The following is a 13553-nucleotide window of genomic DNA, read 5'->3' as shown; positions in this document are numbered from 1 at the left end:
GTAGGATCTTTCTCACCCTGCAGGGCCCTGCCGTCGGCACGTTCGGCGGCCCTAGGCTGCGGCTCTGTACGCCCCGACCGAGGAGCAGCCCCACATGCAGATGTTCGCGATCGTCGTCTCGTTCGCACTGACCGTCGCCGCCGTCGCCCTCCTGGTGCCGGCCGTCCGACGCATGCTGGGCGTGATCAGGTCCGGCCAGCCGGCGCCAGGCCGCACCGGCAACCCCGGCGGTCGTGCGGCGACGATGCTCAAGGAGACGTTCCTCCACACCCGGATGCTCCAGTGGCACTGGGTCGGCATCATGCACTGGTTCGTCTACGCCGCGTTCCTGTTCCTCAGCACGGCCGTGCTCGCGGCGTACTTCCAGCTCTTCAAGCCCGACTTCGCCTGGCCGCTCATCGGGCACTGGTACCCGTACGAGTGGTTCAGCGAGATCATCGGCCTGCTCAGCACGGTCGGCATCGTCTACCTGATCGTCTACCGCCAGAAGCACCACCCGCGCTCCGAGGGCCGGAAGAGCCGGTTCTTCGGCTCGAACTTCTGGCAGGCCTACTTCGTCGAGGCGCTCGCGCTGCTCGAGGGCTCCGCGATCCTGTTCGTCCGCGCGGCCGAGTGGAAGCTCGACGAGGAGGTCGGGCGCTCCCACTACCCGATCGCGTCCTGGATCGGCGACGCCATCTACCCGGTCGACGAGTCGTCGCTGCACAACCTCATCTACTTCATCGCGGCGTTCAAGATCGCGCTGGCGATGATCTGGCTGATGGTGATCGCCCGCAACATCACCATGGGCATCGCCTGGCACCGCTTCACCGCCTGGTTCAACATCTACTTCAAGCGCGAGGACGACGGCTCGACCGCGCTCGGCGCGATGAAGCCGCTGACCTCGGCCGGCAAGGCCGTCACCCTCGACGACATCGACGACCTCGACGAGGACTCGATCCTCGGCGCCGGCAAGGTCGAGGACTTCTCGTGGAAGGGCATCCTCGACTTCACCACCTGCACCGAGTGCGGTCGTTGCCAGTCGCAGTGCCCGGCGTGGAACACCGAGAAGCCGCTGTCGCCCAAGCTGCTGATCACGAGCCTGCGCGACCACGCGTACGCCAAGGCAGACGGCGTCGAGGGCCACGCCGAGCGCGAGCTCGTCGGGGTCGGCTCGAAGGGCGAGAGCTCCGGGTCGGGCACGGACGTCCTCGACTACTTCTACAACCCCGCCGACGGGGACTTCGTCATCGACGAGGACGTGCTCTGGAGCTGCACGTCGTGCGGCGCGTGCGTCCAGCAGTGCCCCGTCGACATCGAGCACGTCGACCACATCATGGACATGCGGCGCTACCAGCTGCTCGTCGAGTCGAACTTCCCCGCCGAGCTCAACCAGCTCTTCAAGGGTCTCGAGAACAAGGGCAACCCGTGGAACATGTCGAGCACTGCTCGCATGGACTGGGCCAAGGGCCTCGACTTCGAGGTGCCCGTCGTCGGCGAGGACCTGGAGTCCCTCGAGTCGGTCGACTGGCTGTTCTGGGTCGGTTGCGCCGGTGCGTACGAGGACCGCGCCAAGAAGACGACGCGCGCCGTCGCCGAGCTGCTCGACATGGCCGGCATCTCCTTCGGCGTGCTCGGCAATGGCGAGACCTGCACCGGTGACCCGGCCCGTCGCGCCGGCAACGAGTTCGTCTTCCAGGGCCTGGCGCAGCAGAACGTCGAGACCTTCAAGGAGTACAAGGTCAAGAAGGTCGTCTCGACCTGCGCCCACTGCTTCAACACCCTCAAGAACGAGTACAAGGACTTCGGCATCGAGCTCGAGGTCGTGCACCACACCCAGCTGCTCAACCGCCTCGTGCGCGAGGGCAGGCTGACGCCCGTCCAGGAAGGCGCGGGCGCGGCGAAGCGCTCGATCACCTACCACGACCCGTGCTACCTCGGTCGCCACAACCAGGTGTACGAGCCCCCGCGCGAGCTGCTGCAGGTGCTGCCGGGCGCCGACTTCGTCGAGATGGAGCGCAACTCCGAGCGGTCCTTCTGCTGCGGCGCCGGCGGCGCGCGCATGTGGATGGAGGAGAACCTCGGCGAGCGGATCAACATGAACCGCACCAAGGAGGCAGTCGGCACCGGCGCCGACCAGATCGCCGTCGGCTGCCCGTTCTGCCGGGTGATGCTCGCCGACGGGCTCACCATGCAGCAGAGCAAGGGCGAGGCCCGCGAGGAGGTCGAGGTCCTCGACGTCGCGCAGATGCTGCTCGCGTCGGTCAAGGGCGAGCAGGCCACCAAGGCCGCGCCCGGGTCGGCTCCCGCTGCGGTTCCGGCCGCCGCGTCGGCCGCCGCTGCCCCGGCCGCTGCTGCCTCGACCGACGTGGCGACCAAGGACGAGCCGGAGGCCGGCGACGTCACGGTCACGGAGGACACCCTCACCGAGACCGCCGACGTCGGCCCGGCCGCGAAGGCGTCGGGCGGCACGTCGCTGTTCGACACGCCTGCACCCGAGGCGCCTGCGGCACCGGAGCCCGAGGCGCAGAAGGCGGAGAAGGCGGAGGCGCCGAAGGCCGAGGCGGCCGACCCGTTCGCGGGCGGTTCGCTCTTCGACACCCCGGCACGGGAGGCGGAGCCCGCAGCGGAGAAGCCGGCCGAGAAGCCGACTGCGTCGACCGACCTGGGCGCCGGCGGCTCCCTCTTCGACCTCGGTACGCCCGAGCCGGATGCCGCAGCCGCCGAGGCCCCTGCCGCCGAGGCCGCCGAGCCTGCAGCGGAGGTCCCAGCCGAGAAGCCCACGCCGGCGACCGCCGACCTCGGCAGCGGCGGGTCGCTGTTCGACATCGCTGCCCCCGAGCCCGCGGCGGCCGAGGCCGAGCCTGAGGCGGAGCCTGCCGCTGAGGCGGAGCCCGAGCCGGACGCCGAGGCGGAGCCTGCTGCCGGGGCCCCTGCCGCGGAAGCCCCTGCCGGGGGCGGCACGACGTCGACGCCGACGACGGACGCTGACCTGTCGAGCCTCGGCTCGCTGTTCGACCTCGAGGCCCCAGCCACCACGACTGCGCCGGCAGCTGCCGCGCCTGCCGCCGAGGCCGGGCCCGAGCCGGAGCCCGAGCCGGAGCCCGAGGCGGCCGTCGAGCCGGCCGCGAGCAGCGGCGCGACGTCGACGCCGACGACCGACGTCGACATCAGCAGCATGGGCTCGCTCTTCGACATCGAGGCGCCCGCGACCTCGACGGCGTCGGCAGCACCGGCCGAGTCCGAGCCGACGCCCGAACCCGTCGTCGAGCCCGCGGCCGAGCCGACGCCCGAGCCCGAGCCGACGACCGACGAGGTGGCCGTACCGGACGCCCCGCCGAGCGGCGCGGACCTGAGCCAGGCGGCGACGTTCCGCGATGCCGACGACCTGCCCGAGGCGCCTGCCGAGGACACCAGTGGCGCGCCGGCGAAGGCGGACGACCCGGACACCATCCTCGACGCGGACGACGCCCCCGCCGAGCGGCCCGAGGACGAACCGACGGAGAAGCCGGCCGCGTCCGACACGCCCGCCCGCGCCCCGCGTACGGACGTCGACATCAACGGTTCCGGATCGTTGTTCGACCTCTGAGGCCAGATCGAGGGGGTTCTTCCACACCCCCTCGATAGTCCGCTGCGAAAAGCCGCCCGACACCTGCTCAGGACCGGCTCTTCGCAGCGGACTACCGCACCTGGGTGTGGAGGGCACGCGCCGACCGCACCATCCTGACTGCACGCTGACGCCACATGACATCACTACCCTCTTGACGTGACGTCATAATGATGTCAGAGTGGTGCGCATGGACATCACTCCGTACGTCGACAGCCTCCGCCGCGACCTCGTCGCCGCGGCCGAGGCGGGCAGCGACGAGCTCAAGCAGGCGGCCGAGCGCCTGGCGTACGCCCTGGACCCGAGCGCCCGACTGGCGCTGATGGAGGCCATCTCCCACGCGGCCGCCGAGATCACCGCCGAGCTCCCCGACGGCAGCGTCGACGTACGCCTGGTCGGCCGCGAGCTCGACTTCGTCGTCGAGGTCGCCCCGCCCGCCGCGATCCCGTCGCCGCCCCCGCCGCCCGCTCCCCCGGCGCCGCCCGAGGACGAGGACGGCGACCTGGCCCGGATCACCCTCCGCATCCCCGAGGCCGTGAAGGCCCGGGCCGAGGAGCGGGCCGCCGCCGCGGGCCAGAGCCTGAACACGTGGATGGTCGGCGTGGTCCGCGCGGCGACCAACGAGCACGCGATCAACATCGACGTCGACCTGAGCAGCATCCCCTTCGTCGGCTACGACCCGTTCGCGGGCCACCGCAAGCAGGGACGGGACAACCGCCGGATGACCGGCTGGCAGTAGCCCGCACCCACCCGCCACGCGCAGCGGACCGGCACCGGCCGGCCCGTCGGACGAACACACCCCGAACCCGACTGGAGACCACCATGAGCAACCAGCTCGACCTCAGTTTCGACACCCCCGAGCCGATCGACCTCTACGTCGAGAACGGCCGCGGCCTGGTCGACGTCACCGCCACCGACACCACCGAGACCACCGTCCGCATCACCGGCGACCGCGCCGAGGAGTTCGACGTCCGCGACCTCGCCGGAGAGAGAGGTGACCGTCGGATCGCGATCATCGCCCCGCCCCGCTCCGGCGGCTTCCTCGGCAAGGACCCCCGCGCAGAGATCGTCGTCGAGGTGCCCGTCGCCAGCGCCCTCCACGCCAAGGTCGGCAGCAGCGACGTCGCCGCCCACGGCCGGTTCGCCGACACCCGCGTCGACAGCGGCTCGGGCGACGTCACCCTCGACGTCGTCGAAGGTGACACGGTCGTGCAGACCGGGTCCGGCGACGTGGTCGCCGAGCACCTCGTCGGCGAGGCGCACCTCAAGTCCGGCTCCGGCGACGTGGTCGTCCGCCGCGCCGAGTCGGCCCTCGTCGTCACCACCGGCAGCGGGGACGTACGCGTCGACGCCGCGCGCGACGACCTCGCGGTCAAGACCGGCTCGGGCGACGCCCGGGTGCTGTCCCTGGGCAGCGAGGCGGTCTTCACCACCGGCTCGGGCGACCTCGTGGTCGACGAGGTGGCGGCCGGTCGCATCACCGCCAAGACCGCGAGCGGCGACGTACGCATCGGGGTCGTGGCCGGCACGCCCGTGTGGACCGACGTCCGCACCGCCAGCGGCCGGCTCACCTCCACCCTCGCCGGCACCGGCGAGCCCGCCCCCGACCAGCCCTACCTCGAGGTGCGCGCCACCACGGCGTCGGGCGACGTCACCCTCCACCAGAGCTGAACCGGACCCCCACCAGAAGGAAAGGAGCACGACCATGTACGACTCGTTCACCGACATCGAGCTGATCGCCCGTCATCGCATCGCCGAGCGCGTGCGCTACTCCCCGCGCGCCCCGAAGCGCCGCTGACCACCCGGCAACGGGTGGGGCGGCCGGCCCCTCCGACGCCGGCGGCTCAGGACTTCATCGCCACGCCGCGACGCCAGTAGCCCATGAAGGCGACCCGGCTGCGGTCGAAGCCGAGCTCCTTGACCAGGTGCCGGCGCAGGCCGGTGACGACCTTCGACTCGCCGGCGATCCAGGCGCAGGTCCCACCCACCCCGAGCACGTCGCCGGGGACCTCCTCACCGGAGGAGGAGTAGAACGGCGTCTCCCAGAGGTCCGGGTCGACCTCGTCGGGCGCGACCTCGGCCCGGGCGCCCGCCGAGCTGATCGAGAGTGGGCCGAGGTGCTCCACCACCGCGTCGTGCAGGCGGACGCCGAGGTCCTCGCCCTCGCGGGCCAGCCACACGACCTCGACGCCCGCGGGACGGCGTACGGCCTGGACGTCAGCCGCGACCGGCACCTCGAGGAACGCCGTGCCGACGGCGTCCTCGGGCAGCTGCTCGAGCACCGTGCAGATCGCCGGCACCGCCGTCTCGTCGCCGACGAGCAGCAGGTCCGCCCCCGGGAAGGGAGTGAACTCGATCCCGCCGTAGGGGAACCCCTGCCGCGGTGCCAGCAGCACGATGCGGTCCCCCGCCGCGGCCTGCGAGGCCCAGGTCGAGCCCGGGCCGACGAGGTCGCCCTCGAGGTGGAGCACCATGTCGACGACGAGGGTGGTCTGCGCCCCCGAGCCGCGCACGTCGCGGATCGTGTACGTCCGCATGTGCCCGCGCTCGGCCGCGGAACGTTGCATCCAGGTCGAGAACCACGTGTCGTCGGCGCCCTCGGTCGAGGTGATGCCGCCGGTCTCGGGGTCGGGGAAGACCAGCTTGATGCGCTGGTCCCAGCGCGCGCCGTCGACACCGAAGTCGGCGAGCTCGGGACTGCCGAGCACGACCCGCACGAAGGTCGGGGTGAGCCGTTCGACGGACACCACCTCGACCTCGGCGAAGAGCATGGGCAGGACACTCTGGTTCGAGCTGGCGGTCACGGTCATCGGTGCTCCTGGCTGGAGTGGCTGGGCGTGCTGGGCAGACTGGTGCGCGGTCGGTGCCGTCCGACCGGCACGACGAGCGGGGTGTGCGACACCGGGTCGTCGATCACCCGGCTCTCGAGGCCGAAGACCGTGCGCACGACGTCCTCGGTGACGACCTCGCGAGGCGTGCCCTCCGCGACGATGCGGCCGGTGTGGAGCGCGACGAGGTGGTCGGCATAGCGCGCGGACAGGTTGAGGTCGTGGAGCACCATCACGACCGTGGTGCCCCGGCGGGCGTTGAGGTCGGCCAGCAGGTCGAGCATCTCGACCTGGTGGGCGACGTCGAGGTAGGTCGTCGGCTCGTCGAGCAGCAGCAGGTCGGTGCCCTGCGCGAGCGCCATCGCGATCCACACCCGCTGGCGCTGCCCGCCAGACAGCTCGTCGACGACCCGGTCGGCGAGCTCGAGCGTGTCGGTGAGCACCAGCGCCTCGGCGACGGCCTCGTCGTCGGCACTGGTCCACCGACCGAAGGGGCCGTGGTGGGGGTGGCGCCCGCGGCCGACCAGGTCGGCGACCGTCACGCCCTCGGGGGCAACCGGGTTCTGCGGGAGCAGACCGAGCGTGCGGGCGACCTGCCGGGTGGGCAGCCGGTGGATCGCGTCACCGTCGAGCAGCACCGAGCCCGACCGGGGTCGCATGAGCCGCGCGAGCCCGCGCAGCAAGGTCGACTTGCCGCAGGCGTTGGCACCGACGATGACGGTGACCCGGCCGTGGGGGACGGCCAGGTCGAGGTCGGTCACGACGGCGGTGTCGGCGTACGCGAGCGTCAGGTCGCTCGCCTCCAGCCGGGCGCACGGGGCGGCCTCAGTGGGGGCTGCAGTGGGGGTGGCGGTCATCCCGCCCTCCTTCCGGTGCGGCCGCGGGCGAGCAGCCAGAGCAGGAACGGTGCGCCGAAGGCGCCGGTCACGACACCGACGGGCAGGTTGAGGTCGTCGAACGCGTACGCGCCGGCGTAGTCGCCGGCCAGCACGATCACGGCCCCGACGAGGCCGGCGGCGAGGAGCGTGGTGCGGCCGCGGTTGAGCGCCCGCGCGATCGGGCCCGACAAGAACGCGACGAACGCGACCGGCCCCGCCGCCGCGACCCCGACCGCGACGAGCAGCACCCCGAGGAGCATCAGCACGTCGGTGCGGTGCCGTCCGACGCCGAGACCGGCAGCGGTGTCGTCGCCGAGCTCGGTCGCACGCAGCGACCGGGCGGCCCACGCGGTGGCGGGAAGCAGCACCGCCAGGGCGACGGCGAGCAGCGCGATGCTCTGCCAGGCCACGCCGTTGACGCTGCCCGTGAGCCAGCGCAGCACCAGCTGCACGTCGTACTCGTCGACGCGGGTGAAGACGTACTGGATGACCGACTGCATCGCCGCGGCGAGGCCGATGCCGGCCAGGACGAGCCGGAAGCCGCCGTGGTCACCGGCGACGGCCCGCACGGCGACGGCGACCGCGAGGGCGCCGAGGACCGCGGCGGCGGAGACCGGCCAGCCGGACCACCCGGCGAGTGCGATGGCCGACACCGCGGCGGCGCTGGCGCCGAGGCTGACACCGATGATGTCGGGGCTCGCGAGGGGGTTGCGCAGGGTGGTCTGGAAGATCGCCCCGCCCACGCCGAAGGCGATGCCGACGAGCACGGCGAGCACGGCCCGCGGGAGCTTGGACTCCATCACGATGTAGGACGCGCCGGGGATCTGCGCGCCGCCGAGGATGCGCAGGAAGTCGGGGACGGTGACGGTGTAGTCGCCGAGCAGCACCCGCGCGGCGAATGCCCCGACCAGGACGAGCACGAGCCCCGCCACCAGGCGCCGGTGGTGGCGGCGGGGTCCGCGGCGGGCCCGGCGTACGGTCTCGGCCGCGCCGGTGTCCGGTCGCGTGGCGGTGGTGGGTCGGGCGAGGGTCACGGTCACAACGCCCTCCCCGTGCGGCGGATGAGGGCGATGAAGAAGGGCACGCCGACGACGGCGGCCATGATGCCGACCTGCACCTCCGAGGGCGGCAGCACGATCCGACCGACGGTGTCGGCGACCACGACGAGCACCGCTCCGCCGACCAGCGAGAAGGGCAGGACGCGCCGGTGGTCGGGACCGACGAGGGTGCGTACGACGTGGGGCACGACGAGGCCGACGAAGGCGATCGGTCCGGCCAGCGCGGTCGCCGTGCCGGCGAGCAGGACGATCGCGAGGGCGACGACGAGGCGGTCCCGCGTCGTGTGGCGCCCGAGCCCGCGGGCGAGGTCGTCGCCGAGGGCGAGCGTGTCGAGCAGGCGCGCACCGGCCAGGGCCAGCAGCGCGCCGACGAGCAGGAGGGGCAGGCCCGTGAGGAGGACGTCGGGTCCGCGTCCGCCGACGGTGCCGACCTGCCAGAAGCGGAAGGACTCCATGGTCTTGCGGTCGGCGAGCAGCAGGCCGGTGGTCCAGCTGGCCAGCCCAGCGCTGAGCGCGGCACCGGTGATCGCGAGCTTCATGGGGGTGGCGCCGTCGCGTCCCAGGGAGGCGATGCCGTGCACGGCCGCCGCGGCCACGGCGGCGCCCACGAAGGCGAGCGGCAGGTAGGCGACCATCCCGGTGAGGCCGAACGTCGTCATCCCGACGACCATCGCGAAGGTCGCCCCGGCGTTGACGCCCAGGATGCCGGGGTCGGCCAGCGGGTTGCGGGTCAGCCCCTGCATCAGCGCCCCCGCGAGGCCGAGCGCGGCACCGACGGCGAGGCCGAGCAGGGTGCGGTCGAGGCGCGCCTCGACGATCGCGTGCAGCGGGTGGCCGGTGTCCCACACGGCCTCGAGCGGCACGGCGCGCGCCCCCACCACGAGGGAGAGCACGCCGGCGCCGGCCAGCGCCACGACCGAGATCGCGACGCTGACCGGCAGGGCGGGACGACGCCCGCGGCCTCCCCCCGGGGGCCTGAGGACGTCCTCCCGCGTCGGGACGAGGGCGGTCATCAGCCCTCGATGGCCTCGACCACGGACGGCAGGAAGTCGGAGACGATGACCGGGATGGACAGCGGCGTCGGGTTGGTGGACGCCATCGCGTCCTGCTTGTCCGACTCGGCGTACCAGTGGCCGTCGGCGATCGCGGGGATCTGGCCGAGCAGCTTGTCCTGCTGGATGGTCTCGACGTCGTCGGGCGACTCGACCCAGGTGACGAACACGTCGGAGTCGAGCTCGGACGCCTGCTCGGCCGACACGGTGCCGTAGAACTCGCCCGGCTTGATGGCCTCGGCCACGGCCGGGGCGTCGACCATCCCGAAGTCACGCAGGATCGACACCCGCGGGTCCTCCGGGGCGTACATGCCGACCGTCGAGAGGTCGGTGGCGGCGAGGTAGCCGTAGATCAGCTCGGCGCCCTGCAGCTCGGGGTTCGCCTCCGCCGCGTCGGCGATGGTCGCCTCGGTGTCGGCGGCCACCTCGTCGGCGAGGGCCGTACGTCCCAGCGCCTGGCCGACCATCTCGAGCGAGGTCTGCCAGCTGGTCGTCCAGGGCGCCTCGGGGTAGGCCACGACCGGCGCGATCTTGGAGAGCTTGGCGTACTCGTCCTCGGTGATGCCGGAGTTGGTCGCCAGGATCAGGTCGGGCGCGAGCTCGGCGACCTCGTCGATCGGGGCGCCGTCGGCGTCGTCGTAGCGCACGGGCGCCTCGGCGCCGGCCTCCTCGACGGCGGCGTCGAACCAGTCGGTGGACCCTCCCTCGTTGCCGCCCCAGGTGATCTTGGTGGCGCCGACGGGGACGACGCCCAGTGCGAGCGCGTGGTCGTGGTCGGTCCAGCCGAGGGTGGCGACCCGCGTCGGCTCGGACTCGACGGTGGTCTCACCGAGGGCGTGCTCGATCGTCACGGGGAAGGCGTCGGGGTCGACGCTCGTGGTCGACGTGGGCTCCGCCGCGGCGTCGGCGCCGCTGCTGGTGGTGGACCCGGTGCTGCAGGCGGTCAGGGCGGCGACCAGGAGGGTGGCCGCGGCCACCTTCACTCCGGTGGGCGCGGCGAGGGTTCGCTTCATCAGACAACTCCGTCAGGCAGTGGCAAGGTCAGGCTAACTTAGGGAAGCCTAACCACACATCACCCCAATTACGTCACGGGGGTGTGACCTAATCCGCAGAGTGGGACGAGCGGGCCTCAGATCTGCGTGCGGTGGAAGCCCTGGAACGACCGGCTCGGCGTCGGCCCGCGCTGGCCCTGGTAGCGCGAGCCGTACTTCTCGGAGCCGTAGGGGTGCTCGCTCGGCGACGAGAGCCGGAAGAAGCAGAACTGGCCGATCTTCATGCCGGGGTAGAGCTTGATCGGCAGCGTCGCGACGTTGGCGAGCTCGAGCGTGACGTGGCCGGAGAACCCGGGGTCGACGAAGCCGGCCGTCGCGTGGGTCAGCAGGCCGAGGCGCCCCAGCGACGACTTCCCCTCGACCCGGGCCGCGACGTCGTCGGGCAGCGAGACCACCTCGTACGTCGACCCGAGGACGAACTCCCCCGGGTGGAGGATGAACGGCTCGTCGCCCTCCGGCTCGACCTCCCGGGTCAGCTCGGACTGGTCGGCCGCGGGGTCGATGTGGGGGTAGCGGTGGTTCTCGAAGACGCGGAAGAACCGGTCGAGGCGTACGTCGACGCTGGACGGCTGCATCATGGCGGGGTCCCACGGGTCGAGGGCGATCCGACCGGCGTCGATCTCAGCGGTGATGTCGCGATCAGAGAGCAGCACGCGGCCGACCCTAGCGCTCGCACCGCTGGTCGAGGAGGGACGAAGTCCCGTCACGAGACCACCTGCACAATGCTCCCGTGACCTTCCACCGCTACGTCGCCCTGGGCGACTCCTTCACCGAGGGCGTCGGCGACCCCGACCCCTCCCGGCCCAACGGCCTGCGCGGCTGGGCCGACCGGGTCGCCGAGGTGCTCGCCCGGCAGACCGACGACTTCGGCTACGCCAACCTCGCGATCCGCGGCCGCAAGCTCGGCTCCATCGTCGCCGAGCAGGTCGAGCCGGCCCTCGCCCTCCAGCCCGACCTGGTCACCATCCACGGCGGCGGCAACGACGTGCTGCGACCCCGCGTCGACCTCGACGCCCTCGCCCGGACGTACGACGACGCGATCGCGCGCCTCTCCGCGACCGGGGCACGCGTCGTCATGTTCACGATCTTCGACCCGGGCGGCGGCGGGATCTACGGTCCCGTGCGCGGGCGGATGGCGATCTTCAACGAGTGGGTCCGCGAGATCGCCGACCGGCACGGCGCGACCGTCGTCGACATGTGGCGGATGCGCGACATCGAGATCGGCAGCGTGATGGACACCGACCGGATGCACCTCAACGCCTCCGGCCACACGCACATGGCGCACGCCGTCCTCGAGGCCATCGGGGTCGAGCACGGCCTCGACCCGGTCACCGTCGAGCCGCTCCCGGTGCTCGGACGGCGCGAGGCCTGGGCCGCCAACGTGCAGTGGACCCGCGACTTCCTCGTCCCGTGGGTGCACCGCAGGATCACCGGCCGCTCCTCCGGCGACACCGTCTCGCCGAAGCATCCGGGTCTCTCGCGCGTCGGGTAGCCCGGTCCGGTATCGTTCGGCGCGCCGTCCCCGGACGGCGTCTGCGGATGTAGCTCAGTTGGTAGAGCGCGACCTTCCCAAGGTCGATGTCGCGAGTTCGAGTCTCGTCATCCGCTCCATTCCAGTCCTTGACCTCAGCACGCAGAAGCCCTCCCCAGCCCCGCCCGGTAGTCCGCTGCATTCGGCCGGGTGTTCGCGGCTCTGCACCGGCCGAACGCAGCGGACTACTCGCGAGTGTCCACAGGCGTATGCGCCAGCGCCGCAACCCATGGGACGGAAGTGAGACTTGCGCCTTCTGGGACCAGAGAGGACAGTGAGGCGTCCGTCTTTCTCGGATCCGAAGGTTCTTCCCCATGGCACTTCCCCGCCGGCTCCCCCGCCTCCTCGTCCGCTCGCCCCGCCGTACGCTCGCCCACCAGATCGCCGACGGCGACCGCCCCCGACCGCTCTGGCGCCATCCGGCGAGCATCGCCGCGGCCGCCCTCGCCCTCACCCTCGGCGCGGTCCCGCTCCTGCCCGACGGCGGCGGGCAGGACGAGGGGGCGATCGCACCGTCCGCCGATTCGACCGACGCGCCCGGCGTACCCGGGCGCAGCCGGCTCACCGCCGAGATGCGGGCCGAGATCGACCGCGTGGTGGCCGAGGGCGCCGCGCTCGACGGCGCGCAGGGGCGTACGACGCGAGCGCGCGCGGCCGTGCGGTGCGCGACCTTCGAGGGCCAGCGCTACTGCCTCGGCTTCGGCTGGACCAACCAGCCCGCCGATGCGCTCGCCGCACGCCTCGAGACCCGCCCCGGCCTCGAGCGCGAGCGCACCGGCGACCTCGACCCCGACGGACTGCTCGTCCGCGCGGCCCGCCGCACGGAGAAGGAGCGCATCGAGGCCGAGACCGCCGAGCTCACGATGGCCGCGCAGTCGGTCGGCAAGGTCTGGCTGCTGCGCCACGAGATCCAGGGCGTGCCGCTGCCCGAGGGGTTCGCGGAGCGGCACCCGGAGGCTGCCACGGCGGACGCGCAGGCGCGCGGCGGGTTCGGGGAGTCGTACCCGAGGCGGTCCAAGATCCTCACGAGCAAGGTCGCCAAGCCGCAGAACACCACCTACTGGTGCGGGCCGGCCGCGATGCAGGCGATCGGCTGGAGCTCGCAGGAGAAGCGGAAGAACCAGTCCTACTGGGCCCGCCGGCTCGGCACCACGACCGCCGGCACCGCGATCACCGACATGGTGCGGGTCATCAACGACAAGACGCACTACGCCGACGCCGACCACGCGGGGCCGTACGTCGTGCTCGACATCAGCGACTTCACCTTCAAGCAGTGGTACCGCCTGATGATGCGCCACGTGCACGACTACCAGGCCCCCGTCGTCCTGCACCCGGTGCTGGAGAAGCAGTACTACCCCTACCTCGACGACGACGCGAGCGGGCACTTCCAGGTCGGCCGCGGCTTCGACCAGAACCCCGACGGCAACCGGCAGATCGGCTACTTCGAGCCGTGGGACCAGTCGCGCTTCGACCCGAGCGAGCCGGCGATCGGGCGCGTGCAGTGGCGCAACGCCTACAAGTCCTACCGCGCCAACCTCGACCACTTCCAGCACAACGTCGGGGTCTGA

At 72.3% G+C, this 13553-nt stretch carries 11 protein-coding genes and 1 tRNA gene; 6 read left to right on the top strand and 6 right to left on the bottom strand.

The window, feature by feature from the left end:
* Positions 1-94: 94 nt before the first annotated feature.
* From EXE59_RS05660 to EXE59_RS05650, 3 genes are all read left to right on the top strand, one after another.
* Positions 95-3568: a (Fe-S)-binding protein gene (locus tag EXE59_RS05660; RefSeq protein ID WP_135838029.1), complete on the top strand. Its 3474-nt coding sequence runs from the start codon at positions 95-97 to the stop codon at positions 3566-3568.
* A 208-nt stretch (positions 3569-3776) separates the two neighbouring features.
* Entirely contained in the window at positions 3777-4325 is a 549-nt protein-coding gene (locus tag EXE59_RS05655; protein ID WP_135838028.1) for a toxin-antitoxin system HicB family antitoxin, read from the top strand.
* A gap of 83 nt (positions 4326-4408) precedes the next feature.
* The gene (locus EXE59_RS05650; protein WP_135838027.1) at positions 4409-5257 is read left to right on the top strand and encodes a DUF4097 family beta strand repeat-containing protein; all 849 of its coding nucleotides are present in this window, start codon (positions 4409-4411) and stop codon (positions 5255-5257) included.
* 173 nt (positions 5258-5430) lie between these two features.
* Here EXE59_RS05650 and EXE59_RS05645 read toward each other — a convergent pair whose 3' ends face one another.
* From EXE59_RS05645 to dcd, 6 genes are all read right to left on the bottom strand, one after another.
* Positions 5431-6396, bottom strand: a complete 966-nt coding sequence (locus tag EXE59_RS05645; RefSeq protein WP_246056539.1) for a siderophore-interacting protein — start codon at positions 6394-6396, stop codon at positions 5431-5433.
* Entirely contained in the window at positions 6393-7271 is an 879-nt protein-coding gene (locus EXE59_RS05640; RefSeq protein WP_135838026.1) for an ABC transporter ATP-binding protein, read from the bottom strand. Before EXE59_RS05640 ends, EXE59_RS05645 begins: the two co-directional genes overlap by 4 nt.
* Positions 7268-8332: a FecCD family ABC transporter permease gene (locus EXE59_RS05635; protein WP_246056538.1), complete on the bottom strand. Its 1065-nt coding sequence runs from the start codon at positions 8330-8332 to the stop codon at positions 7268-7270. The genes EXE59_RS05640 and EXE59_RS05635 overlap by 4 nt, the downstream gene beginning before the upstream one ends.
* Positions 8329-9363, bottom strand: a complete 1035-nt coding sequence (locus EXE59_RS05630) for a FecCD family ABC transporter permease (RefSeq protein ID WP_135838025.1) — start codon at positions 9361-9363, stop codon at positions 8329-8331. Before EXE59_RS05630 ends, EXE59_RS05635 begins: the two co-directional genes overlap by 4 nt.
* The gene (locus EXE59_RS05625; RefSeq protein ID WP_135838024.1) at positions 9363-10415 is read right to left on the bottom strand and encodes an iron-siderophore ABC transporter substrate-binding protein; all 1053 of its coding nucleotides are present in this window, start codon (positions 10413-10415) and stop codon (positions 9363-9365) included. The genes EXE59_RS05630 and EXE59_RS05625 overlap by 1 nt, the downstream gene beginning before the upstream one ends.
* 116 nt (positions 10416-10531) lie before the next feature.
* Positions 10532-11107, bottom strand: a complete 576-nt coding sequence (dcd, locus tag EXE59_RS05620) for a dCTP deaminase (RefSeq protein WP_135838023.1) — start codon at positions 11105-11107, stop codon at positions 10532-10534.
* Positions 11108-11184: 77 nt separating this feature from the next.
* On the opposite strand from dcd, the gene EXE59_RS05615 reads away from it, so the two are divergent.
* The 3 genes from EXE59_RS05615 to EXE59_RS05605 all read left to right on the top strand — a co-directional run bounded on the left by EXE59_RS05615 (position 11185) and on the right by EXE59_RS05605 (position 13553).
* On the top strand, positions 11185-11946 hold the full coding sequence (locus EXE59_RS05615) for an SGNH/GDSL hydrolase family protein (RefSeq protein WP_135838022.1): 762 nt from the start codon (positions 11185-11187) through the stop codon (positions 11944-11946).
* A gap of 43 nt (positions 11947-11989) precedes the next feature.
* Positions 11990-12065: transfer RNA gene (locus tag EXE59_RS05610), tRNA-Gly, on the top strand.
* A 234-nt stretch (positions 12066-12299) separates the two neighbouring features.
* Complete coding sequence (locus EXE59_RS05605) at positions 12300-13553, top strand: hypothetical protein (RefSeq protein WP_135838021.1); 1254 nt, start codon at positions 12300-12302, stop codon at positions 13551-13553.

It is taken from the genome of Nocardioides eburneiflavus (assembly GCF_004785795.1).
Classification (GTDB): domain Bacteria; phylum Actinomycetota; class Actinomycetes; order Propionibacteriales; family Nocardioidaceae; genus Nocardioides; species Nocardioides eburneiflavus.
The sequence above is the reverse complement of the archived record's forward strand: the minus strand, read 5'-3'. Positions and strand labels throughout refer to the sequence as shown.